This window comes from Microbacterium sp. GCS4 (genome assembly GCF_001262495.1).
GTDB lineage: Bacteria > Actinomycetota > Actinomycetes > Actinomycetales > Microbacteriaceae > Microbacterium.
Genome location: NZ_LGYE01000003.1, coordinates 36,117 through 59,787, shown reverse-complemented (window position 1 = coordinate 59,787; position 23,671 = coordinate 36,117). Strand labels below are relative to the sequence as shown.

Annotated in this window: 15 protein-coding genes and 1 pseudogene; 9 read left to right on the top strand and 7 right to left on the bottom strand. The window is 68.8% G+C overall.

Translation table 11 applies throughout. The features are described from left to right. Positions 1–8: 8 nt before the first annotated feature. From purL to AKH00_RS12050, 3 genes are all read left to right on the top strand, one after another. Positions 9–2,339, top strand: a complete 2,331-nt coding sequence (gene purL, locus AKH00_RS12055) for a phosphoribosylformylglycinamidine synthase subunit PurL (RefSeq protein WP_050723010.1) — start codon at positions 9–11, stop codon at positions 2,337–2,339. Next, positions 2,336–2,482, top strand: a complete 147-nt coding sequence (locus AKH00_RS18165; RefSeq protein WP_200903855.1) for a hypothetical protein — start codon at positions 2,336–2,338, stop codon at positions 2,480–2,482. Before purL ends, AKH00_RS18165 begins: the two co-directional genes overlap by 4 nt. 468 nt (positions 2,483–2,950) lie before the next feature. Then, positions 2,951–3,694 (top strand): hypothetical protein, encoded by a 744-nt coding sequence (locus tag AKH00_RS12050; protein WP_152926178.1) that lies wholly within the window; start codon positions 2,951–2,953, stop codon positions 3,692–3,694. A 14-nt stretch (positions 3,695–3,708) separates the two neighbouring features. Here AKH00_RS12050 and AKH00_RS12045 read toward each other — a convergent pair whose 3' ends face one another. Then, on the bottom strand, positions 3,709–4,281 hold the full coding sequence (locus tag AKH00_RS12045; protein ID WP_050723008.1) for a TetR/AcrR family transcriptional regulator: 573 nt from the start codon (positions 4,279–4,281) through the stop codon (positions 3,709–3,711). Between the two features lie 69 nt (positions 4,282–4,350). Here AKH00_RS12045 and AKH00_RS12040 point away from each other — a divergent pair, with 69 nt between their 5' ends. Together AKH00_RS12040 and AKH00_RS12035 are read left to right on the top strand one after the other, a co-directional pair. Continuing rightward, a complete protein-coding gene (locus AKH00_RS12040; RefSeq protein WP_050723007.1) occupies positions 4,351–6,846 on the top strand; it encodes an MMPL family transporter in 2,496 nt (831 codons plus the stop codon). A gap of 102 nt (positions 6,847–6,948) precedes the next feature. Further along, entirely contained in the window at positions 6,949–7,272 is a 324-nt protein-coding gene (locus AKH00_RS12035) for a cupin domain-containing protein (RefSeq protein WP_050723006.1), read from the top strand. 101 nt (positions 7,273–7,373) lie between these two features. On the opposite strand, the gene AKH00_RS12030 is transcribed toward AKH00_RS12035, so the two are convergent. Next, the gene (locus tag AKH00_RS12030) at positions 7,374–12,419 is read right to left on the bottom strand and encodes an SdrD B-like domain-containing protein (RefSeq protein WP_050723005.1); all 5,046 of its coding nucleotides are present in this window, start codon (positions 12,417–12,419) and stop codon (positions 7,374–7,376) included. Positions 12,420–12,553: 134 nt separating this feature from the next. Here AKH00_RS12030 and AKH00_RS18160 point away from each other — a divergent pair, with 134 nt between their 5' ends. After that, complete coding sequence (locus AKH00_RS18160) at positions 12,554–12,724, top strand: hypothetical protein (RefSeq protein ID WP_200903865.1); 171 nt, start codon at positions 12,554–12,556, stop codon at positions 12,722–12,724. Here the strand turns inward: AKH00_RS18160 and AKH00_RS18490 are convergent. The 3 genes and pseudogenes from AKH00_RS18490 to AKH00_RS12015 all read right to left on the bottom strand — a co-directional run. Beyond that, positions 12,679–13,020, bottom strand: a pseudogene (locus tag AKH00_RS18490) (SdrD B-like domain-containing protein); the annotation flags it as partial. The gene AKH00_RS18160 and the pseudogene AKH00_RS18490 overlap by 46 nt on opposite strands. A 124-nt stretch (positions 13,021–13,144) precedes the next feature. After that, positions 13,145–17,827, bottom strand: a complete 4,683-nt coding sequence (locus AKH00_RS12020) for an SdrD B-like domain-containing protein (RefSeq protein ID WP_050723003.1) — start codon at positions 17,825–17,827, stop codon at positions 13,145–13,147. A gap of 113 nt (positions 17,828–17,940) precedes the next feature. After that, positions 17,941–19,272 (bottom strand): right-handed parallel beta-helix repeat-containing protein, encoded by a 1,332-nt coding sequence (locus AKH00_RS12015; protein ID WP_050723002.1) that lies wholly within the window; start codon positions 19,270–19,272, stop codon positions 17,941–17,943. A 65-nt stretch (positions 19,273–19,337) separates the two neighbouring features. Here AKH00_RS12015 and AKH00_RS12010 point away from each other — a divergent pair, with 65 nt between their 5' ends. Together AKH00_RS12010 and AKH00_RS12005 are read left to right on the top strand one after the other, a co-directional pair. Next, entirely contained in the window at positions 19,338–20,477 is a 1,140-nt protein-coding gene (locus AKH00_RS12010; protein ID WP_200903854.1) for a Dyp-type peroxidase, read from the top strand. After that, positions 20,477–21,214 (top strand): hypothetical protein, encoded by a 738-nt coding sequence (locus tag AKH00_RS12005; RefSeq protein WP_050723001.1) that lies wholly within the window; start codon positions 20,477–20,479, stop codon positions 21,212–21,214. The genes AKH00_RS12010 and AKH00_RS12005 overlap by 1 nt, the downstream gene beginning before the upstream one ends. A 241-nt stretch (positions 21,215–21,455) precedes the next feature. Here the strand turns inward: AKH00_RS12005 and mscL are convergent, their stop codons facing one another. Then, positions 21,456–21,869 (bottom strand): large conductance mechanosensitive channel protein MscL, encoded by a 414-nt coding sequence (gene mscL / locus AKH00_RS12000; protein WP_050723000.1) that lies wholly within the window; start codon positions 21,867–21,869, stop codon positions 21,456–21,458. Positions 21,870–22,134: 265 nt separating this feature from the next. Between mscL and AKH00_RS11995 the strand changes: the two genes are divergently transcribed. Next, a complete protein-coding gene (locus AKH00_RS11995) occupies positions 22,135–22,485 on the top strand; it encodes a TraR/DksA family transcriptional regulator (protein WP_050722999.1) in 351 nt (116 codons plus the stop codon). Between the two features lie 59 nt (positions 22,486–22,544). Here AKH00_RS11995 and AKH00_RS11990 read toward each other — a convergent pair whose 3' ends face one another. Continuing rightward, complete coding sequence (locus AKH00_RS11990; RefSeq protein ID WP_050722998.1) at positions 22,545–23,624, bottom strand: tartrate dehydrogenase; 1,080 nt, start codon at positions 23,622–23,624, stop codon at positions 22,545–22,547. Positions 23,625–23,671: the final 47 nt, after the last annotated feature.

Here is a 23,671-nt window from a genome sequence, read left to right as displayed (position 1 = left end):
GAGTGCGCGTGACCACCGCCCCTGCACCTGCCCACAAGCACGTCCCCGACTCCGTCGAGAACGCGATCGCGACTCCCGAGAAGGAGCAGCCCTACGCGGCGCTGGGCCTCAAGGACGACGAGTACGCCCGCATCAAGGAGATCCTCGGCCGCCGCCCCACCTCGGGCGAGCTGGCAATGTACTCGGTGATGTGGTCCGAGCACTGCTCGTACAAGTCCTCCAAGAACTACCTGCGCCGCTTCGGCCAGAAGGTCTCGGACGAGATGAAGGAACGCCTCATGGTGGGCATGGGCCAGAACGCCGGCGTCATCGACGTGGGCGAGGGCTGGGCCGTCACCTTCAAGGCCGAGAGCCACAACCACCCGAGCTTCATCGAGCCCTTCCAGGGTGCGGCGACCGGCGTCGGCGGCATCGTCCGCGACATCATCTCGATGGGCGCCCGTCCGGTCGCGGTCATGGACGCACTGCGCTTCGGTGCGATCGACCACCCCGACACCGCCCGTGTGGTGCACGGCGTGACGAGCGGCATCAGCTTCTACGGCAACTGCCTCGGCCTCCCGAACATCGGCGGCGAGACGGTCTTCGACTCGGTCTACCAGGCCAACCCGCTCGTCAACGCGCTCGCGGTGGGCGTGCTCCGCCACGAGGATCTCAAGCTCGCGAACGCCACCGGCGTCGGCAACAAGGTCGTCCTGTTCGGAGCCCGCACGGGCGGCGACGGCATCGGCGGCGCCAGCATCCTGGCATCCGACACCTTCGCCGACGGCGGTCCGACCAAGCGTCCGGCCGTGCAGGTCGGCGACCCGTTCGCCGAGAAGGTGCTCATCGAATGCTGCCTCGAGCTGTATCGCGGTGAGCTCGTCGAGGCCATTCAGGACCTCGGCGCCGCCGGCATCTCCTGCGCGACCTCCGAGCTCGCGGCCAACGGCAACAGCGGCATGAAGGTCTCGCTCGACAACGTGCTGCTGCGCGACCCTTCGCTCACGGCCGAGGAGATCCTCATGTCGGAGTCGCAGGAGCGCATGATGGCGATCGTCGCGCCCGAGAAGCTCGACGCGTTCCTCGAGGTCGTCGGCAAGTGGGAGGTCGAGACCTCGGTGCTCGGCGAGGTCACCGGCGACGGACGCCTCATCATCGACTGGCAGGGCGAGCGCATCGTCGACGTCGACCCGTCCACGGTCGCGGTCGACGGCCCGGTCTACGACCGCCCCGTCGCCTACCCGACGTGGATCGACGCACTGCAGGCGGATGCCGCCGAGAACCTGCCCCGGTCGAACGACGCGGAGGTGCTGCGCGAGCAGTTCCTCAACCTCGTCGCCAGCCCGAACCTGGCCGATACCCGCTGGATCACCAACCAGTACGACTACTACGTGCTCGGCAACACGGCGCTCGCGTTCCCCGATGACGCCGGCATGATCCGCGTCGACGAGGAGTCGGGCCTCGGCTTCGCGATCTCGACCGACGCCAACGGCCGCTACTGCCAGCTCGACCCGTACGCCGGCGCGCAGCTCGCGCTCGCCGAGGCGTACCGCAACGTCGCCGTCACCGGCGCCGTGCCCACCGCCATCACCGACTGCCTCAACTTCGGCTCGCCCGAGAACCCCGAGGTCATGTGGCAGTTCGGCCAGACCGTCGACGGCCTCGCGGACGGATGCTACGAGCTCGGCACCCCGGTGACCGGCGGCAACGTCTCGTTCTACAACCAGACGGGCGACGTGCCGATCCACCCGACGCCGCTCGTCGGCGTGCTCGGCATCATCGACGACGTCTCGCGGCGCATTCCCTCGGGATGGCAGGACGAGGGTCAGAACATCTACCTGCTCGGCACGACGCAGACCGAGCTCTCGGGCTCGGCCTGGGCCGAGACCGTGCACCAGCACCTCGGCGGACTCCCCCCGAAGGTCGACCTCGCCGGCGAGAAGCGCCTCGCGGGCCTGCTGTCGGCGGCGCGCGACGAGTGGCTGATCTCCTCGGCGCACGACGTGTCGGAGGGCGGCCTCGCGCAGGCGCTCGCCGAGGGCGTCTCGCGGTTCAGCGTCGGCGCGCGCGTCTGGCTCAATGAGATCATCGAGCGCGACGGTGTGGATGCCGCATCCGCGCTCTTCTCCGAGTCGACGGGTCGCGTGATCGTGACCGTGCCGCGCGAGGACGACGTGAAGTTCCGTGGTCTGTGCGAGGGCCGGAACTATCCCGTCGCGCGCATCGGCGTGACCGACAGCGAGCCGCAGCTCGAGGTGCAGGACGTGTTCACGATCCCGGTCGCCGAGATCCGCGAGCGCTCGCAGGCCACGCTGCCCGCGGCGTTCGGCCCGACGGTCGCGGAGCCGGTCGGCGCATGAGCGAGCTCAGCCGGCCAGACGACGACTACGGCGACCTCGGCGAGCGTCGGAACCGCCGCATCCGCGTCATCGCCTGGGTGGTGATCGTCGCGCTCATCCTGGGCGGCGGCGGCGCGACCCTGGTGACGCTGATCCTCGGCTGACCTCTCGCCTCATCCGATTCGCCGCGCGGCCGGATGCGGCAAGATGCTGATCTGACCGGGCATTCACTCTCCTTTATGCGACCAGTAAACGGTCGGATGTTACTTTCTGTGCGCTGACGATCTGCGGTCGGGGGACCGCCGTCAGTGCTCTCCGCCCCGAGGGATGCGCGCGCGAGAGCCGGGGAGAGCGGCTCTCGGGTGGTTCGCTCTCCCCGTTCGTCTCGCCGACCCCGGCGGGACCGCGCCCACTGCGCACTGTTCACAGCTAGCTTTTTCCACGTGAACACCCCTTCACTAGCGTGCCGATCACGGCGCTATTCGTGCCGATCACGGCACTGCACGCGCCGATCACGGCCGATGAAGGGGAATCAACCGATGGAGTTCGCACGGACGTTCCGCACTGCGGTGCAACGCCGAGGACTGTCCTTGCACACACTGCGAGGGCGGCTGCGCGATCGAGGCTACGACGTGAGCGTCGCCACTCTCTCGATGTGGCAGACCGGCGTCCGCCACCCGGGGCGATCGGTCTCCTTCGAGGTCATCCGCGAGCTCGAATCCCTCATCGGCCTGCAGGAAGGTGAGCTGCAGACGACACTGGGGCCTCCGCGCCGAGTCCGGCGCGGCGTCCAGCTCAGCTACGCCAGTCTGGTGCGCCTGCCGCCCTCGCCGTTCACGACCGAGATGGAGACCGGGCTGACGCCGCGCTCCTCATCCGTCGGCGCCTTCGTCGACGCGGACGCACGGGTCACCCGCACTCTGCACCGGACGCTCTGGCAGGCCTGCGAGGACGGGGCCCGTGAAGCCACGGTGTTCTTCGTCGCCGATCACGAGGCCGAGGCGCCCGAGGTGCGCGGGACGCTCGGGTGCTCGCTGTCCGACGTCCGGATCGATCGCGATCTCGCCCTCCTCCGCGCCACTCTGAGCCTGGACGCCCCGCTCGCCCAGGGGAGCGTCGCGCTGACTGAACGCGAATCCGTCCGCCCCGCGGACTACCCGCACGAGTACGACCTCACCCTCGTGGCGCTTCGCCGCCAGGCGGAGTTGACGGTGTTCGCGGTCTTCGACCCCGACCTCGTACCCCGTATGTGCCGGGTGACCGTCGAGTCCGCCGAGGGAGAGCGTTCACATCGAGTGCCGCTGAACGGCACCGCCATCACGCACACGGAGTTCGACTTCGGCCCCGGCACGATCACCCTCGACTGGGAGTTCTGAGCGCCTGCCGTCGGTCAGGGCCGTAGGAGGAAGCGGATGAGGGCCACGACCGAGCCGGCGTCGTGCTCCTCGCGTCCGAGCGACTCGACGATGATCGCGCCGAGGATCGCGCGCCCCAGCTGCTCGACAGGCGCGTCGGGCGACAGCTGCTGGTCGCGGATTCCGCCGCGCAGCCGCTCCGACAGGTACTTCTCGACGCCGAGGCTCTCGCCGAGGTGCGCGCCCACCCCGGCATCCTCGGTCGCGGCGGCGACCAGCGAGCGCAGCAGCGCCCCGCCCTCGGGGGCGTCGAGGATCGACAGCACGCTGCGGAGCCACGTCTCGACGTCGGCGACGAGGTCTCCCGTGTCGGGAACGACGAAGTCCACGGGGATCAGCCGCCCTTCGGCCAGGCACTCCCCGATGAGCGCGCCGCGCGAGGGCCACCACCGGTAGATCGTCTGCTTGCCGACGCCGGCCTGCTTCGCGATCCCCTCGATCGTGAGCCGGTCGTATCCCTTGTTGTGGAAGAGCTGCGCGGTCGCGTCGAGGATCGCCTCGCGCGCCGCCGTGCTGCGCACGGGTCCGCTCCGATGCTCGTTCACCACGTGTTCAGGATAACCACAGAACTCTAGACGAGACGCACCGTATGCTCTTTACGACTGAAGGAGATCGCGTTGGCATCACTGCTGTTCCGTCTGGGTTCGTTCGCCGCACGTCGCGCCTGGGCGGTGGTCGTCTCCTGGGTCGTGATCCTCGGCATCGGCGTCGGCGCGTTCCTCGGTCTCGGCGGCACGCTGAGCAACAGCTTCGACATCCCCGGCACCGCCTCCGGAGCGGTCACCGACCAGCTCGCCGACAAGCTCCCCGACACCGCGGGCGGCACCGGCACCGTCGTGTACCGCACCGCCGACGGGGCGGAGTTCACCGAGGAGCAGAAGCAGGAGATCTCCGACCTCGCCGCGAGCGCGGAGGATCTCGACGGCGTCGCCCGGGTGATCGACCCGTTCGCGACGCAGGCGCAGCAGGCTGAGCAGGCCGCGCAGCTCGCAGACGGTCAGAAGCAGATCGCCGATGGACGGGCCCAGCTGGATGCGGGACAGGCGCAGCTCGACGATGGAAGGACACAGCTGCAGACCGGACTCGACCAGCTCACCGCCGCGCGGGCGCAGGCAGAAGCGGCAGGCGCCCCGTCGGCGCAGATGGCCGCGCTCGACGCCCAGCTCGCCGGCCTGAACGCGCAGCTCGCCCAGGTCGAGGCTCAGCAGAAGACCCTCGACGAGTCCCGCACGGAACTCGAGACCAACGAGGAGCAGGTCGAGCTGGGCTCGACGCTGCTCGACCTCGCGAACGGCATCGGCGTGGTCTCCGACGACGGCTCCACCGCGATCGTGAACGTCTCCTTCGAGGATCCCCGCCTCGAGCTGTCGGAGGAGGTCAAGCAGGCGACGATCGCGCACTTCGCCGACTCCCCGATCGACGGCGTCGACGTGGACTTCGGCACCGACATCGCCCAGGGCGTGCCGGAGATCTTCGGCGTCGGCGAAGCGGTCGGCCTGGCGTTCGCCGCCGTCGTGCTGATCGTTATGCTCGGCTCGCTCCTCGCGGCCTCGTTCCCGATCATCACGGCCATCGTGGGCGTGGGCGTGGGCGTCACGGCATCCCTCGCCTTCTCCGGCGTCGTCGACATGGCATCCGTCACCCCCGTGCTGGGGGTGATGCTCGGCCTCGCCGTCGGCATCGACTACTCGCTCTTCATCGTGAACCGGCACCGCAAGCAGCTGCTCGCAGGATCGCCCGTCCACGAATCCATCGGACTCGCCACCGGCACGTCCGGCACCGCGGTGGTGTTCGCCGGGTCGACCGTGATCGTGGCGCTGCTCGCGCTCAACGTCACGGGCGTGCCCTTCCTCGGCCTCATGGGAACCGTGGGTGCGGTCTGCGTCGCGGTCGCCGTGCTCGTCGCGATCACGCTCACCCCCGCCGTGCTGGGACTCGCCGGCATGCGCCTCCTGAGCCGCCGAGCGCGCGCGACCGTGGGTCAGCCGCACGCCGCGGGAAAGCCCGTGAAGCCCATGTCGACGCTGCGCGCGATCGTCACCGTGCTCGTGAGCGTGATCGCCCTGCTCGTGGTCGCGATCCCGTCGATGTCGATGCGACTCGGACTGCCCGACGGCTCGAGCGAGCCTGCCGACTCGACGAGCTATCGTGCGTTCCAGACCGTCGACGAGCAGTTCGGCGAGGGCGCGAACGGCCCTCTCCTGGTCACCGCCACGCTCGACGACGCCTTGAGTGACGACGACCTGCTGACGACCCAGGTGGAGATCGCGCAGCGGCTCGCCGACCAGGACGACGTCGACGCCGTCGCGCCGATCGCGGCCTCCGACGATGGCACCCTGCTCGCCTTCCAGGTGCTCCCCGCCGAGGGGCCGAACAGCTCCTCCACCGAGCGCCTCGTGCAGGACATCCGCTCGCTGCCGTCGACGGACGGCGTCACGCTCGGCGTCGCGGGTCAGGCGGCGATCAACATCGACATCTCCGAAGCACTGGCAGGCGTGCTGCCGCTGTACCTCGTCGTCGTGGTGGGGCTGTCGCTGCTCATCATGATCGTCGTGTTCCGCTCGCTGCTCGTGCCGATCATCGCAACCGGTGGGTTCGTGCTCTCGCTGTTCGCGACGTACGGCCTCATCGTGGCCGTGTTCCAGTTCGGGTGGGGTGCGGAGCTCATCGGCCTGCACAGCACCGGTCCGATCCTCAGCTTCCTGCCGGTCATCCTCGTCGGCATCCTGTTCGGGCTCGCGATGGACTATCAGCTGTTCCTCGCCTCCGGAATGCGCGAGGCGTACGTGCACGGAGCGAGCGCGAGGGATGCCGTCGCGCAGGGCTTCCGCGCCGGACGGTCGGTCGTGATCGCCGCGGCGCTCATCATGGTGTCAGTGTTCGGCGGGTTCATCTTCTCGGAGTCCACCATCATCCGATCGATCGGCTTCGGCCTCGCGTTCGGTGTGCTGCTCGACGCGTTCGTCGTGCGGATGCTGCTGATGCCCGCGCTCATGCACCTGCTGGGTCGTTCGGCGTGGTGGCTGCCGCGATGGCTCGACCGCCTCCTGCCGAACGTCGACATGGAGGGCGCGGCGCTCGAGCGCGCGCATCCGTCTGTGCACGCGGACTGACCCGCCTGCCCGGCGGAAGGACCGCCTCGCCCGGAGCAATCCGCGCCACCCGTTGTGCGGGAGGCCCGCGGTCACGGTAGCCTCGGCGAGCAAGGAGGCGCCATGACCATCCAGCCCACCCCGATCGGACCCGACGAGAACATCGAGGGATACCTGATCGGCTCGCCCGTGAGCCTGATCCGAGAGTTCACGGCGGTGGCCGGGTCGGGTCCGCGTCTGCATCGGCATCCCTACGCGGAGACCTTCCTGATCCACTCGGGCCGCGCTCTGTTCACGGTCGGCGACGAACAGGTCGTGGGCTCGGGCGGACAGGTGCTCGTGGTGCCGGGCCTCGTGTCGCATCGCTTCGAGGTGCTCGACGGCGGAACCTACAACGCGACGCACATCCATGCGAACGACCGCTTCGTGACGGAGTGGCTCGAATAGTCGACGTCATTCGCCGTTGGCATGTGACCGCCACGGTCACGGATGCAGGTCGAGGAGGGCCTCCGCGCTCGTGGAGGCCCTCCTCTTTTCCTGTGGCGGCGTCAGCCTCGCCGGCGTCGGAGCGTCAGCAGAGTCGCTCCTCCGCCGACCAGCACGAGGCTGAGGACGATCAGGATCCAGGGGATCGCCGCGCCGGTGGGCGGCAGCGGCTTCTCGATCTCGACGAGACCGGCATCGATGGTCGGGTTCAGGAACGACGCGAGGATCGTCCCGTCCGCCGCGACCACCGTGCGCATGTCCGCCGCGTCGATACCGAGGGTGAACACGGGGGTGCGTCCGAGCGTGTTCGCATTCGAATCGGACGCTCCCCCCGAGCCCTGGCCCGTGAACCGGTAACCCGCGGGAACCCCGGAGAACTCCACGTAATAGTCACCCGCGGGAAGCCCGTCGAACAGGTAGCGGCCGTTGCTGTCGGTCGTCACCGGCGGGACGGGCTGTCCGCGCCAGTCGAGCGCCGGCGTGCCATCGGCTGTGAACAGCGTCACCGTCATCCCCGGGACCGGCTTCTCGCCCGCATCCTGGACCCCGTCGCGATCCTTGTCGAACCAGACATAGTCACCGACCGCGAACAGCGGCGCCACGATGCCGAGGTCGATCGTCGGGTTGATCTGCAACGCCCGCGTCGTCCCGTCCCCCGCCTCGACCGGCCGCATGTTCGTGCTTCCACCCGTCAACGAGAACACCGGTGTCAGACCTGTCGCATCGGGGTTGGAGTCCTCTGCGGTCGATGTCCCCGGCGCGGACTGCATCGTGGGCACATACCCCGCGGGCCACCCCGAGAAACGGATCCGGTAATCACCGGGGAACAGATTGTCGAACACGTAATGCCCCGCAGCGTCGGTCGTCGTCGCCGGGACCGGGTTGCCATCCGCATCGAGCACCGGGTCGCCGTTCGCATCGAGCAGCTCCACCGTCACCCCCGCCACCGGGATCTCACCCGGATCCTGACGACCATCCCGGTTGGCGTCGATCCACACGAAATCACCCACCGCGAGCACCGGCACGATACCCGCATCGATCGTCCGATCGATGCGCTGCGCGACCGTCACACCGTCACCGGGTTCCACGTCCGTGGTGTTGTCGCCCGCCGGGCCGAGCACGAACCCGGGCGAGGTGAAGTCGAGCCGGAGGTCGGAGTCGTCCGTCGAGGGCACGCCGTCCTCGCGGATCCGCGTGGGTACGTGCTGAGCCGGGAGGTCTGCGAAGCCGACCCGGTAGACGCCCGGCGGGAGGTTGTCGAAGACGTAGTGTCCGTTGTCATCGGTCCGCACAGAGGCGACCGGGTCTCCGTTCAGGTCGACGACCGGGTCGCCTTCTTCATCGAGCAGACTGACGAGAGCACCGGGCACCGGGGGCTCGCCCGGGTCCTGCCTGCCGTTGCCGTTGTTGTCGATCCAGACGAAGTCGCCGACGGCGAACGCCTGCGTGAAGCCGAAGTCGACCGTCAGAAGATCCGCGGCGTCGCCGTTGGGACCATGACCGCCCGCGCCGTCCGCTCCCGCATCGACATCGCCGAGCGCCGCCGTGAGGTGCGAGAGAGTCACGACCCCGGAGCTGATCCCGGTCGTCGCGGGCGTCCGAGAGTTCTCGCCCTTGTCGGCGTTGTTCTCCTCCGCGTCCGTCGAGGTGGGCGAGGACGAGAACCAGCCGGCCAGTGGCTCACCGTCGGCGAAGTTCGACGCGGCCACGCGCACACGGTAGTCGCCGGCGGTGAGTCCGTCGAAGCGGTAGAAGCCGTTCGCGTCGGTCGTCGTGGTGATCGGCTCGCCGTCAGCGTCGAGCACCGGCTCACCGGCATCGTCGAGCAGCTCGACGACGGCGCCGACGACCGGGGCCTCGCCAGCGTCGTAGCGGCCGTTGTTGGCCTCTCCGTCGCCGGTGCCGCTGTCGAACCACAGCCTATTGCCCAGCGACAGCCCGGGGACGAACCCGAAGTCCGCCGTCAGGTTGTCGAACTGGTCACCGAAGCGGCCATGCGCGCCCGCACCTGCAGCACCCTCATCGACGTCGCCCGTCGTTCCGGGGGCGAGCGCGATGACACCCGACCGGATGCCGGTCACAGCGGGGAACGGCGCATCGACGCCCTTGTCGGCATTGTTGCTCGCGGCGTCGAACGCCGCGGACGATCCGGTCGATGAGAGGAAGTCGCGCAGGGGACCGTCGGCCGCGAAGTTCCGGGCGGGGATGCTCACCACGTAGTCGCCCGGGGTGAGGCCGTCGAAGCGGTAGAAGCCGTTCGCGTCGGTGGTCGTGGTGATCGGGTCGCCGTCGGCGTCGAGCACGGGTGCGCCGTTCGCGTCGAGGAGTTCGACCACAGCGCCGACGACGGGCTGCTCACCCGCATCGAACGCACCGTTGTCGTAATCCGGGCCGGTGCCGGTGTCGAACCACAGCCGGTTCCCGAGCGACAGCGTCGGGGGTGCGATCGGCACCTCGACCCCGTCGTCGTTGTTCGACGGGTTCGACGGATCCGGGGTCGGATCCCCGTTCTCGAAACGGTCCGGAGTCGAACCCACCGGGATCGTCTCCGGGGTGCGCTGGCCAGGAGAGGGCTCCACGACCGCGACGTTGCGCAACCTGCCCGCATCGATCGCGCTCACCCGCGCCGTCACCGTGACCGGCTCCGCCGCATCCCCGCCACCCAGCGCCGGGCCGTTCCACGTCAGCGTGATCTCCTGCCCCGCCACCACCGCAGCGGACCAGTCCTCACCCTCCGCCTCGACGAACACCAGACCCGCCGGGAGCCGGTCGGTGACCGTGAACCCGGTGACCGCATCACCGGGGCCGTTGTTCGTCGGCGTCAACGAGAACGTCACCTCGTCGCCAAGCTGGTACGGGCCCGCGCCCGAGGTGAGCTGCTTGACCAGAGTCAGGTCATACGGCTGGATGAACCCGAAATCGACCGTGAGGTTGTCAGCAGCATCCCCGCCCGGGCTGTTCGCCCCCGCACCGGTCGCACCCGCATCCACCTCACCCGTGACCGCGTTCAACGCCAACGTGACCGTCCCCGACGTGATCCCCGTCGACGCAGGATCCGCCGAATCCACACCCTTGTCGGTGTTGTTGCTCGCCGCATCGAACGCCGACGACGCACCCGTCGACGACAACCACCCCTCGAGGACCTCACCCGCAGCGAAGTTCTCCGCCGCGACCCGCACCCGGTAATCCCCCGGCAGCAGACCATCGAACCGATAGAACCCGTTCCCATCCGTCCGCGTCGTCACCGGATCACCATCCGCGTCCAGCACCGGCAGCCCGGCCCCGTCCAACAACTCCACCACCGCGCCGACGATCGGCTGCTCACCAGGATCGAACCGGCCGTTGTTCGTCGCCGCGCCCGCCCCGGTGTCGAACCAGAGCCTGTTACCCAAAGACAGCTCAGGCGAGAACCCGAAATCGAACGTGTGATCCGCAGCACCCGGACCCGGAGTCCGCACCGTCGCCGTGATCAGAGTCGGCCCCTCGACCACCCCGTTCGAATCCACCGCAGGATCAGACCCCGCCGTCGTCCGCGTCGGAATGAGATTGTCCAACGGCCCACCCGGAGCATAATCATTCGCATTGTCGAGACGGATCTCATACTCCGTGTCCGGCAGCAGACCCAGACCATAGATCGCCGACCCCGACGACGTCCCCACAGACGACGAGAACAGATAATTGCCCTGAGCGTCCGTCACCGCGGACGCCACAACAATCCCATTCGCATCGAACAGACGCACCGTCACACCGGCAATCGGACGCTCACCCGCATCCTGAACACCATCACCATCCGCATCGAACCACACCCGATTACCGATCTCCACCGGCGCCACCGCCACCAGAGCCGACAAATCACCCAAACCACCAGCCTTCGCAAACGCACCCGAGCCGGATTCCGAGGACGCGCTGCTGAGCATCGCGCCGCGAATCACTCGGCCGTCGTTGTTCCCGAACAGGCGGACGCCATCGCTGAACAGCTGGGTCGGGTCGATCGTGGTGGCGTACGTGTTGTTGTACCCCGGCAGCTGGAGCGCGGAGCCCAGAGCCGTGTTGGCGTGCGAGTTCGAGCCGTTCGTGTCGAACACGGTCTCGTAGAACTTGCCCCCACCGGGTCCCCAGTTGTTGTTGGGCTGTGTGCTGACGGCCGCGCCGCACCGCCCGTCGTTCTCGAGCACGTACGATCCGGTCGCAGACACGCACGCGCGCAGAAGGTCACCGGCGCCGATGTAGTTGTAGATCCGCTGATCGGTACTGTCTGTGCTGCCGAGTGCGGCTCCGTTCTGATCGGCGGAGCGATCCTTGATCGACAGCGCCATGTTCCCCGCGGCGTCGAACGTCACCGAAGACGCGACCGGTGTCGGGCCTGCGGCCCGGGTGGGGATGTTCGGGTCGATCGCGAACGTACTCCGCCACGGCGCGTAGGGAGCCGAACCCCCGGGAGCACCGTCGGAGTACGCCATCGCTCGGGGAAAGGTCAGCGGTACGTCCAGCACCGCGGCACCGAACTGCCTCGTCGCCTGGTCCATCGGGATCACGTAGGCGCGCAGATCGTTCACGGTCGGGCCCGTGCAGGTCAGCGTGACGTATAGGGACTTGCGGAAGGTGCCGAGTCCGTAGGGCCGCACCTGGTCGGGAGCACATCCCGTCGCAGCGGTCAACGGCAGCGGAATCGCCACCGGTGCCCCTGCGGTCGGCGCTGCGGCAGGAGTCGCCCCCGGGATGACGGGCACCGCGTACAGCTGTCGATCGTTGAGATTCACCGCGTAGAGCGTGCGCTGGTCGGTCGAGATCTCGACATCACCGAGCCCCACCTTGGCGACGCCGTCGAAGGCGGCGGAGTCGTGGAACCAGTCGTAGGTCGCGGGGTTGAACGAGCCGCGCGGATCGGTGCCGGCGTTGGGAATCTGTACGAAGGGAGTCGCATTGGGCAACGGGTTGTTCGCGTTCGTGAGGTAGATCGCGCCGAGACCGCTCGGACCGACCTCGGTGCTGCGCCTGTACGAGGCGCCGCTGAACACGAAGTCGCGGCCGTAGTTCGCCGTGCCCCAGGTGGTGCCGATCTGGAACTGACGCGCGATGACTATGCGACCGGTGGGGGGGGTTCCCACTCGCGCCGTAAGGCACTCGGAAGAGTGCGGGAAGGCCGCCGATGTTCTGCGTGGGTGCCTGCGTGGTCTGCACGTTATTGGTGCTGATCCGGGAGCGCTGCGTCGGGACGACGACGAGGGGAGGCTGCTCGGTCATGACCATGCCGTCCTGCGTCATGCCGACGTTCACGTTCGTCGCGCCGAGGTTCACGAACTGCACGGTGCTGCCGTTGCCGGCGCCGATGCGCGCTGAACGGAAGTTGTTCGGGAGACTGAACTCCACCCGCACGGCCGCGGTCGCGGCATTCACCGCGTTGACCGAGTAGGAGCCGTTCGCGGCCGTCGTCGCCGTGCCCACCACGGCACCGGTCGAATCGGTGACCGTCACGGTCACACCGGCCAGACCCGTGTCACCGCCGAAGTCCCCGGCGGCCGGATCGCGCGTGCCGTCGTCGTCGAAGTCCTGATACACGGCCCCGGCGACGGTGCCGTTCACGGCGTGGGCCGCCTCGGCTCCCCCGATCAGACCCGCGATCACGATGACGGCCACGATCGCAGCAGCGACCACCCGGCGAATCACCGATTCCCCGCGCGAACTCGCGGCACCCCAGACAACGCTCATGCTGCTCCCTCTGCTAACGGGGAGAAACTAGCAATCTCGTGTTTACTGATCTGGCCGCGCGATGTTTACAGGTTGAGGAGGGCCTCCGCGCTCGTGGAGGCCCTCCTCTTTTCCTGTGTCGGCGTCAGCCTCGCCGGCGTCGGAGCGTCAGCAGAGTCGCTCCTCCGCCGACCAGCACGAGGCTGAGGACGATCAGGATCCAGGGGATCACCGCGCCGGTGGGCGGCAGCGGCTTCTCGATCTCGACGAGACCGGCATCGATGGTCGGATTCAGGAACGACGCGAGGATCGTCCCGTCCGCCGCGACGACGGTGCGCATATCGCGTGCACCGATGCCGAGGGTGAACACGGGGGTGCGTCCGAGCGTGTTCGCATTCGAATCGGATGCTCCCCCCGGGCCCTGGCCCGTGAACCGGTATCCGGCGGGGACTCCGGAGAACTCGACGTAGTAGTCACCGGCGGGAAGCCCGTCGAACAGGTAGTGGCCGTTGCCGTCGGTCTTCACCGGCGGGACGGGCTGTCCGCGCCAGTCGAGCGCCGGCGTGCCATCGGCAGCGAACAACGTCACCGTCATCCCCGGAACCGGCTTCTCGCCCGCGTCCTGGACCCCGTCGCGATCCTTGTCGAACCAGACGTAGTCACCGACCGCGAACAGCGGCGCCACGATACCGAGGTCGATCGTCGGGTTGATCTGCAACGCCCGCGTGGTCCCGTCCCCCGCCTCGACCGGCCGCATGTTCGTGCCCCCGCCCGTGATCGAGAACACCGGTGTGAGACCTGTCGCATCGGGGTTGGAGTCTTCGGCGGTGGATGTCCCCGGCGCGGACTGGATCGTGGGCACATACCCCGCGGGCCACCCCGAGAAACGGATGCGGTAGTCACCGGGGAACAGATTGTCGAACACGTAATGCCCCGCCGCGTCGGTCGTCGTCGCCGGGACCGGGTCACCGTTCGCATCGAGCACCGGGTCGCCGTTCGCATCGAGCAGCTCCACCGTCACCCCCGCCACTGGGACCTCACCCGGATCCTGACGACCATCCCGGTTCGCGTCGATCCACACGAAATCACCCACCGCGAGCACCGGCACGATACCCGCATCGATCGTCCGATCGATCCGCTGCGCGACCGTCACCCCATCACCCGGCACCACACCCGTGGTGTTGTCGCCCGCCGGGCCGAGCACGAACCCGGGCGACATGCCGTCGGGTTCGAGGTCGGAGTCGGTCGTGACGTCGCCCTCGTGATGACGAGTGTGTCGATGCTGCGCGGGCAGGTCGCTGAACCCGACCCGATAGATCCCGGGAGGGAGGTTGTCGAACACGTAGTGTCCGTTGTCATCCGTGCGCACGGGAGCGACGGGAACTCCGTTGAGATCGACGACCGGGCTGCCTTCCTCGTCGAGCAGGGTCACGAGGACACCGGGCACGGGAGGCTCGCCGGGATCCTGCTGTCCATCCCCGTCGTTATCGAGCCAGACGAAGTCACCGACCGCGAACGCCTGCGTGAAACCGAAGTCGACCGTCAGGAGATCCGCGGCATCGCCATTGCGACCATGACCGCCCGCACCGTCCGCTCCCGCATCGACGTCGCCGAGCGGGGCGGTGAGGTGCGACAGCGTGACGACGTTGGACACTATTCCGGCCGCCGCGGGGGTCGGAGCGTTCACCCCCTTGTCGGCGTTGTTCTCCTGCGCATTCGTCGAGGTCGGTGTCGACGAGAACCAGCCATCGAGGGCTTCGCCGGGTGCGAAGTTCGACGCCGCGACTCGCACCGTGTAGTCGCCGGTGGCGAGTCCGTCGAAGCGGTAGAAGCCGTTCGCGTCGGTGGTCGTCGTGATCGGGTCACCATCCGCGTCGAGCACCGCCGCGCCCGTCCCGTCGAGCAACTCGACCACGGCGCCGACCACCGGGGCCTCGCCCGCGTCGAAGCGGCCATTGTTCGCCGCGCCCTCACCCGTGCCACTGTCGAACCACAGGCGGTTGCCCAGGGACAATGCCGGCACGAACCCGAAGTCCGCCGTCAGGTTGTCGAACTGGTCCCCGAACGGGCCGTTCGCGCCGGGACCGTTCGCGCCGGGGTCGACCTCGCCGGTCACACCGGGAGCCAGAGCGATCAGACCGGACCGAATGCCCGTGATCGCAGGGAACGGCGCATCGACGCCCTTGTCGAAATTGTTCGACGCCCCGTCGAACGCCGGAGAAGACCCCGTGCTCGACAGGAAGTCATGCAGCGGGCCGTCCGTAGCGAACGCACTCGGCGCCACCTGCACGATGTAGTCGCCCGGGGTGAGGCCGTCGAAGCGGTAGAAGCCGCTCGCGTCGGTCGTCGTGGTGATCGGGTCACCGTCGGCGTCGAGCACCGGAGCGCCGTCCGCGCCAAGGAGCTCGACCACAGCGCCGACGACGGGCTGCTCACCCGCATCGAACGCCCCGTTGTTCGTCGCCGCACCCGCCCCGGTGTCGAACCAGAGCCTGTTGCCGAGCGACAGCTCGGGCGCGAACCCGAAATCGAACGTGTGGTCCGCGGCACCCGGACCCGGAGTCCGCACCGTCGCGGTGATCAGAGTCGGCCCCTCGACCACCCCGTTCGAATCCACCGCAGGATCAGACCCCGCTCTCGTCCGCGTCGGGATCAGGTTGTCCAGCGGCCCACCCGGACCATAATCATTCGCATTGTCGAGACGGATCTCATACTCCGTGTCCGGCAGCAGCCCCAAACCATAGATCGCCGACCCCGACGACGTCCCCGCAGACGACGAGAACAGATAATTGCCCTGCGCGTCCGTCACCGCCGTCGCCACAACAATCCCATTCGCATCGAACAGACGCACCGTCACCCCGGCAATCGGCCGCTCACCCGCATCCTGGACACCATCACCATCCGCATCGAACCACACCCGATTACCGATCTCCACCGGCGCCACCGCCACCAGCGCCGACAAATCACCCAAACCACCGGCCTTCGCAAACGCACCCGTGCCCTCCTCGTCAGGGCCGCCTCCGAGCAGCGCACTGCGGATCGCGCGGCCGTTGACGTTGTTGAAGAGACGAACGCCATCACTGCCGAAGGTCACCGGATTGATCACGGTTCCGAGCACGTTGGGATAGCCGGGAAGCTGGAGTGCTGATCCCAGGCCCGTGTTGCCGTGATAGGCAGTGTTGTTGCTGCGAGCGAATACGGTCTCGTAGAACTTGCCCCCACCGGGCCCCCAGTTGTTGATGGGCTGAGTGGCAGTGAAGGCACCGCACCGGCCGTCATTCTCGAGCACGTACTCTCCGCTCGCAGACACGCACGCACGGAGGAGATCGCCGACGCCGATGTAGTTGTACACCGCGTTGTCGTTCGGGTTGAGGCTGCCCATCGCAACGCCGTTCTGGTCGGCTGTCCTGTCCTTGATGGAGAGCGCCAGGTTGCCTGCCTCGTCGAACGTGACGCTCGACGCGAGCGGTGTCGGCGTATCGCGTGCCGTCGGACTCGTCGGGCTCGACTGAAAAGTGGTCCGCCAGGAACCGTAGGGCGACGTCGCCGTGGTCGGCGGGTCCTCCGAGTAGTAGACCGGGCGCGAGAAGTTCAAAGGCACATTCAGGACCGGCGCCCCGAATTGCCGCGTGCTCTGATCCATGGGGATGACGTAGGCACGCAGGTCCGATGTCGTCGGGCCGACGCACGTCAGCGTGACGTAGAGCGCTCCACGGAACGTCCCGAGCCCGTGCGGGTGCACGTTCTCGGGGGCGCAGCCGCTCGCCGCGGACAGAGGGATCGAAATGGCCTCAGGTGTGCCGGCCGTCGGCGCCGCGCCTCGGTTGGCGCCGGGGATCATCGGGACCGCATAGAGCTGTCGGTCGTTGAGGTTGACGGCGTAGAGCGTGCGCTGGTCGGAGGAGATCTCCAGGTCGCCGAGGCCGATCCTTCCCACCGCATCGAAGGCCGCGGAGTCATGGAACCAGTCGTAGTTCGCGGGGTTGATCGGCCCGCGGGGATCGACCCCGGGGTTGGGGATCTGCACGAAGGGCGTCGCGTTCGGGGTGGCCGACGTCGCATCCGTCAGGTAGATCGCCCCGAGTCCGGCGGGACCCACCTCTGTGCCTCGCCGGAAGGAGGCGCCGCTCAGCACGAAGGCGGTGCCGTAGTTCGCCGTTCCCCATGTGGTTCCGATCTGCCGTTGCAGGGCGATCGTCGTGCGTCCGGATCCCGGATTGCCGATCGTGGAGTAGGGAACCCGGAACAGTGCGGGCAGCGAACCGAAATTCGGTGTCGGCCTGGTCGGAGGTTGCGGCGATGTGTTCGCCGTGATGCGCGCGCGCTGATTCGGGACGACCACGAACGGCGGCCGCTCGGTCATGACCATGCCGTCCTGGGTCATGCCGACGTTCACGTTCGTCGCACCGAGGTTCACGAACTGCACGGTGCTGCCATTGCCGGCGCCGATCCGCGCCGAACGGAAGTCGTTCGGAAGGGTGAACTCCACCCGCACCGCCGCGGTCGCGGCATTCACCGCGTTGACCGAATAGGAGCCGTTCGCGGTTGTCGTCGCCGTGCCCACCACGGCACCGGTCGAATCGGTGACCGTCACGGCGACGCCGGCCAAGCCTGTGTCGCCGCCGAAGTCCCCAGCGGCCGGATCGCGCGTGCCGTCGTCGTCGAAGTCCTGATACACGGCACCGGCGACGGTGCCGTTCACGGCGTGGGCCGCCTCGGCTCCCCCGATCAGACCGGCGATCACGATGATCGCCACGATCGCGGCAGCGACCACCCTGCGGATCACCGATTCCCCGCGCGTGCTCGCGACACCCCAGACAACCCCCATGCTGCTCCCTCTACTGACGGGGAGAAGCTAGCAATCTCGTGTTCACACGAAATCGAGTCGACTGTGTACAGCCGGTCGGCGATACCGCGTCGGCGGGCGCAGCCGACCGCGACTCACCAGCGGATCGCGGCCCACTCCGCCAACAGCGACGCATCCGGCACGGTGATCGCCGCGAGGTCGACGACGGGAACGTCGCTCGCTCCCGCCCATGGCTTCGCTGCAGCATCCAGCCCACCGAGATCCGGCTGCGCAGGCGGCGCGACCACATCGGTGAACGGGATGCCGGACGGCGCAGCCGGGGGCGCGAACACCCCGGGCGTCACAGCACCGGGAGACCCGCACGGCGACAGCTCCTGCAGCCCGGCAGGCTCGGTGGTCGCGAGCACGTTCCCCTCCCAGCAGTTTCCCTCACCCGGTGCTCGCGACGACGCCGCGAACACGGCATCCGTCCCGTTCCCGGCGAAGACGTTGCCGGTGAGCCGATTTCCTTCGGGCCCGATGTCCTCGGCCGAGGCGAGCACGACCCCCGCCGCGGGATTCGCCTCGACGAGGTTCGCGGCGACGAGGTTGTCGACGCCGCCGGCGATGCCCACCCCGATGCCGAAGGCCCCCTCCGCCTGCTCCGGGGTGTCGGCCTGCCCGTTCGCCGCCACGACGTTGCCCGCGAACGTCGCCGCGGTCTGGGGCACGTAGGCCTCCTGGTAGTCCGAGGCGATCGTCGCGCCGACGCGGTTGCCCGCGAACCTGTTGCCCACCACGAACAGGTCGCCGCCCGCGTTCGCGATCTCGAATCCCACCGCGTTCCGCTCGGCGACGTTGCCCGAGACGACGATGTTGCAGCGGTCGCACTGCCCCACGTAGATGCCGGAGTCCGCGCCGCCGGACGCATACGAGTCGGTGATCACGCCGTTCGACGCATTGAACGCGTAGATGCCGTAGAGCCCGTTGTTCGACGCCGTCACATGGTCGACGCGGAATCCGTCGAGCAGCGGGAAGTCCTCCGGGTCGATCGCCCGATACCCGTCATGGCCGCCCACCGGCGCGCCATCGTCGTCGCGCATCCCCGTGACGAGCACGCCGTTCTGGGTCGCGTTGCGGACGGTGAGGTTCTGCACCGTGACCCGCGGAGCGGACACGACGATCCCGTTGCCGCGCAGCACCTCGCCGTCGATCACCACGCCGTCGCGGGACTTCCCGCGCAGGGTCACGCCCGCCGTGTCGATCGCGACGGTCTCGCGGTAGACACCGGACTCGACGACCACCGTGTCGCCCTCGGATGCCGCGTCCACGGCCGCCGAGATCGTCGGGAAGTCGGCGGGAACGGACAGCATCCGCGGCGCGACGGATGCTGTCTCCGCGGGCTTGTCGGCGGACGGCGTCGGCGCGCATCCGACCAGGACGAGGGCCGCGAGCAAGGCGGCGGCGGAGAGCTCTCGGGCGAACATCGCCCCATCATAGGCATCCGTCCGAGGGCGCTGGACACGGCCGCGGTCATGGCTATCATCAACTCGTGCACGCGAACCGACCCGGGGATCTGACGCGCCGGGCCCTGCTCGGCGCGGGTGGCGCTGCTGCCCTCGGCACCGTGCTCGGTGGCCGCGAACCCCGGCAGGATGCGGTCGAGACCGGTACCACCGCCACTGCGCGGGTGCGGCCGGAGGGGCGTCATCAGGCGGGAGTCGCGCGCCCCGTGCAGGTGCAGCCGCATCTGCTCCTCGTGGTGTTCGACCTCGACGAATCGCCCGGTCCCGTGCTCGCCGACCTCGGGCGGGCCATCGTCGATCTCGTCGACGACGATCACCCCGCGCTGGCCGGCATCCCGGCCGGCGACCTGACCGTCACGGTCGGCGTGGGTCCGCGCCTGGCCGCGGCCGCGCGGCCCTCTGCCCCCGGCGGCGCCGACCTCCCTCCCTTCCCCCGTGAGGCCATCGACGACCGCCACCGCGGCGGCGATGTGGTGCTCCAGGTCTGCGCCTCGGACCCGCTGCTGCTGCCGCTCACCGTCGCCCACCTGATGCGGGTCGCGCCCGGGCTGCGGGAACGCTGGCGGCAGCGCGGCATCCGTGGTCCTGCCGTGCCCGTGCGTCGGGGTCATACCGCCGCACGGAACGTCCTGGGGTTCATCGACGGAATCGCGGTGCCGACCTCGAAGACCGATCTCGCCGACTCGGTCTGGATCGACGACGGCCCCGCGGCGGGCGGCACGATCATGGTCGTGCGGCGCATGGTCATCGACGTCCCGGCGTTTCAGGCGCTGTCGGTCGGCGAGCAAGAAGCCGCGATCGGCCGTCGGCGTTCGAGTGGGGCTCCGCTCTCGGGCGGGCGCATCGCCGACGACGTCGACCTGCAGGCCAAGACGTCCGACGGTCGCTACCGGCTGCCGGCGGACGCGCACGCCCGCAGAGCGCATCCGCGGCCGATCGGCGCCCCGCTGATGCTGCGCCGTTCGTACTCGATGGAGGATCCGATGGGGCTGCTCTTCGTCAGCATGCAGACCGAGCTCCGCACCTTCGTGCGGACGCTGGAGCGGATGAGCGAGTCCGATGCCCTGCTCGCCTTCACGACCACGACCGCCTCCGGCACGTTCCTCGTGCTCCCCGGCTTCGATCGGTCGCGACCGCTCGGCTCCACGCTGTTCGGAGCATCGTGATGCGACGGCGCTGGGTGCTGGTCGCGGCAGCCTCTGCGGTCGTGCTGGCGGGCGGGATCACCGCGGTGGTGCTCGCGAACCCGGCATCCGGTCCGCAGCCGACGGCGTCCGCCTCGGCCTCCGCCGGACCCCGAGCGCTCACCACGGAGGAGTCGGAACGCCTGGCTGTGGGGCGATTCCTCGCGTACCAGGACGGCAGCCGCACGTTCCGCACCGAGGTCTCGGCAGACGGTGTCGTCGTGCAGCTCGAGGGACGCGTCGACTACCGCGCGGGGATCGGCCTCGCGAGCGCGAGGGCCGGCGACGAGAGCGCCGTCATCACATGGAACGGCGCGACGTTCGTCGGCTGGGCCGAAGCGAGCGTGGGCGACGGCATCCCTGTGGCCGCCCCGAGCGAGCCGGGTGGTGCTCGTCCCCTCGATCCCTCCGCGTCTCGCGTCGACACGGTGCTCGCGCTGCTGCTCTCGCTCGGAGGCGATCGTCCCGAGAACGCCCAGTTGCTGCAGCAGTCGGATGCCGCGTGGATGCGCGCGGACGAGGTCGACGGCGTGCCGGTCGATGTGTTCGCGGGCCCCTCGGATGCCGACACCGGCGAGGGGGCCGGGACGGTCCGGTACTGGGTCGACGACCGCGGCGCCGTCCATCGCATCGAGGCGGACCTGCCCTCGGGCGGGGTCGTGATCGACCTCGGGATCGAGGAGCACGTGCCCATCGCGGCCGCACCTGAGCTCGGGTGACGACCGCGGACTCGAGCATCCTCGCTGTGCGCGGAAACGAGGGGTGGTCGCCCGAACGACCACCCCTCGCGGTGCGCAGGGGGAGAGTCCTGCGGCACCGTGTCGGACTCGGTGCGGCCCGAGTCCACGTCGTCCAGCCCGTGAGGAAGGCGGAGCGACGGCCGAGCCCGCCACAGCTAACCGGGCTCGACGATGATCAGGGACGGGTACGAACTCCGTCCCCGGGTTCAGTAGACGACGTTCAGTCCGCGCTTCCGCGAGATGCGCGCAGCAGATCGCGGATCTCGACCAGCAGGTCGGTCTCGGTCACGGGCACCTCTTCGACGACCACGGGCTGACGGGCCGCCTGGCGCGCCTTGAGGTGGTTCATGGGCAGGACGAAGACGAAGTAGACCACGAGCGCCACGGCGAAGAAGCTGATCACGGCCGAGATCAGGTCGCCCAGGGGGAACACCACGGTGTCGCCGTACAGGTTCGTGACCGAAGGCCCGAACTTGCCGCTGTCGTCGGCGCGGAAGAACAGGCTCACGAGAGGCGTGATGATGCTCGCGACCACCGCGTTCACGATCGCGGTGAACGCCCCGCCGATGACGACGGCGACCGCGAGGTCGATCACGTTGCCCTGCGAGATGAATTCCTTGAAGCCCTTGAGCATTGTCGTTCTCATTCCGTGTCGTCGAGAGCGCGCAGATAGGCATCTCCCGCGCATTTGTCCCCACCGATGATGACGGTCTTCGAGCAACAATTCCAACATTCTGCGCGTTCACTGTTGTGGCACTTTTCTGTGAACGCAATGCTGATATCGTGGCGACGGAATTGGTCTATTCGCACCGCAATCTGACCGCGCAATTGCACGAAATGGCGACATGTCTCCGGCCCACGCGAAGGCCGATGTCGGAGGCTCGGTCTAGGGTGAGCGGATGGACCCCGACCCCCGCTCCGTGCTCGTGCGGCTGCGAGCCGACGCCGAAGCTCGCATCGCCGCGGCGTCCGCCACGCTCGACGAGCTCACGCACGACCGCGAGGGGTCGAACGACGACGACGAGCACGATCCCGAGGGTGTGACGCTGTCGTCCGAGTGGTCGCGACTGACCGGGCTCGCGCGAGCCGCGGCATCCGAACTCCGGCAGGTCGACGACGCGATAGCGAGAGTGGATGCGGGAACCTACGGCGTCTGCGCCGCGTGCGGTCGCGAGATCCCGGCCGCACGCCTTGAGGTGCGTCCCTTCGCCACGCACTGCGTCGCGTGCGCGGAGCGGCTCGGCCTCTGAGCAGCTGGTCGTCGAGCGGGAGCGCAGCGACGAGACGAGACGGGCAGCACCGACGGGTCTCAGCCCGCGACGACCTTCGCGATCGCCGACCCGAGTTCGACCGTCGTGGCGGTGCCGCCGAGGTCGGGCGTGAAGGGTGCGTCCTCCGCGCCGCGGGCGAGGACCTCTTCGATCGCCGCGAGCACCGCTGCACCGGCATCCCGGTATCCGAGGTGTTCGAGCATCATGGCACCGCACCAGATCTGTCCGATCGGATTGGCGATCCCGCGTCCGGCGATGTCGGGAGCCGAGCCGTGCACGGGCTCGAACAGGCTCGGGAACACCCCCTCGGGATTGATGTTCGCGCTGGGGGCTATGCCGATCGTGCCGGTGCACGCGGGTCCGAGGTCCGACAGGATGTCGCCGAACAGATTGCTCGCGACGACCACGTCGAACCAGTCCGGGTGCAGCACGAAGTTCGCGGTGAGGATGTCGATGTGGAACTGGTCGCGCGTCACGTCGGGGTAGTCGGCGCCGACCGCGGCGACCCGCTCGTCCCAATACGGCATCGAGATCGAGATGCCGTTGCTCTTGGTCGCCGAGGTCAGGTGTCCCGATCGGCGGGCCGCGAGATCGTAGGCGTAGCGCAGCACCCGGTCGACGCCGGTGCGGGTCATGACCGTCTCCTGCAGCACGAACTCCCGGTCGGTGCCCTCGAACATGCGACCGCCGATCGACGAGTACTCGCCCTCGGTGTTCTCGCGCACGACATAGAAGTCGATGTCGCCCGGCTCACGCCCGGCCAGCGGCGAGACGACGCCCGGCATCAGCCGGCAGGGCCGCAGATTGACGTACTGGTCGAACGCCCGGCGGAACTGGATGAGGCTCCCCCACAGGCTCACGTGGTCGGGCACGACCTCGGGCCAACCGACCGCCCCGAAGTAGATCGCGTCGAATCCGCGGAGCGTCTCGAACCAGTCGTCCGGCAGCATCCGTCCATGCTCCTGCCAGTAGGCGGCACTCGCGAAGCCGAACTCCTCGAACTCGAGGGCGATGTCGAAGCGGGCCGCGGCGGCGCGCAGCACGCGCAGTCCCTCGGGCATGACCTCGGTGCCGATGCCGTCTCCGGCGATCACGGCGATGCGGTGCGTGGTGGTCATGAGGGTCCTTCCGGAAGGGGTGGCGGCTTGCGAATCGCCTGATGTGC

What these genes read in the sequence shown, in the direction of transcription:
- AKH00_RS18165 (WP_200903855.1), top strand. Translation starts at nt 2,336, where the DNA reads ATGAGCGAGCTCAGCCGGCCAGACGACGACTACGGCGACCTCGGCGAG.
- AKH00_RS12035 (WP_050723006.1), top strand. Translation starts at nt 6,949, where the DNA reads ATGACCATCCAGCCCACCCCGATCGGACCCGACGAGAACATCGAGGGA.
- AKH00_RS18160 (WP_200903865.1), top strand. Translation starts at nt 12,554, where the DNA reads ATGACCATGCCGTCCTGCGTCATGCCGACGTTCACGTTCGTCGCGCCG.
- AKH00_RS12020 (WP_050723003.1), bottom strand. Translation starts at nt 17,827, where the DNA reads ATGGGGGTTGTCTGGGGTGTCGCGAGCACGCGCGGGGAATCGGTGATC.
- AKH00_RS12015 (WP_050723002.1), bottom strand. Translation starts at nt 19,272, where the DNA reads ATGTTCGCCCGAGAGCTCTCCGCCGCCGCCTTGCTCGCGGCCCTCGTC.
- AKH00_RS12005 (WP_050723001.1), top strand. Translation starts at nt 20,477, where the DNA reads ATGCGACGGCGCTGGGTGCTGGTCGCGGCAGCCTCTGCGGTCGTGCTG.
- mscL (WP_050723000.1), bottom strand. Translation starts at nt 21,869, where the DNA reads ATGCTCAAGGGCTTCAAGGAATTCATCTCGCAGGGCAACGTGATCGAC.
- AKH00_RS11995 (WP_050722999.1), top strand. Translation starts at nt 22,135, where the DNA reads ATGGACCCCGACCCCCGCTCCGTGCTCGTGCGGCTGCGAGCCGACGCC.
- AKH00_RS11990 (WP_050722998.1), bottom strand. Translation starts at nt 23,624, where the DNA reads ATGACCACCACGCACCGCATCGCCGTGATCGCCGGAGACGGCATCGGC.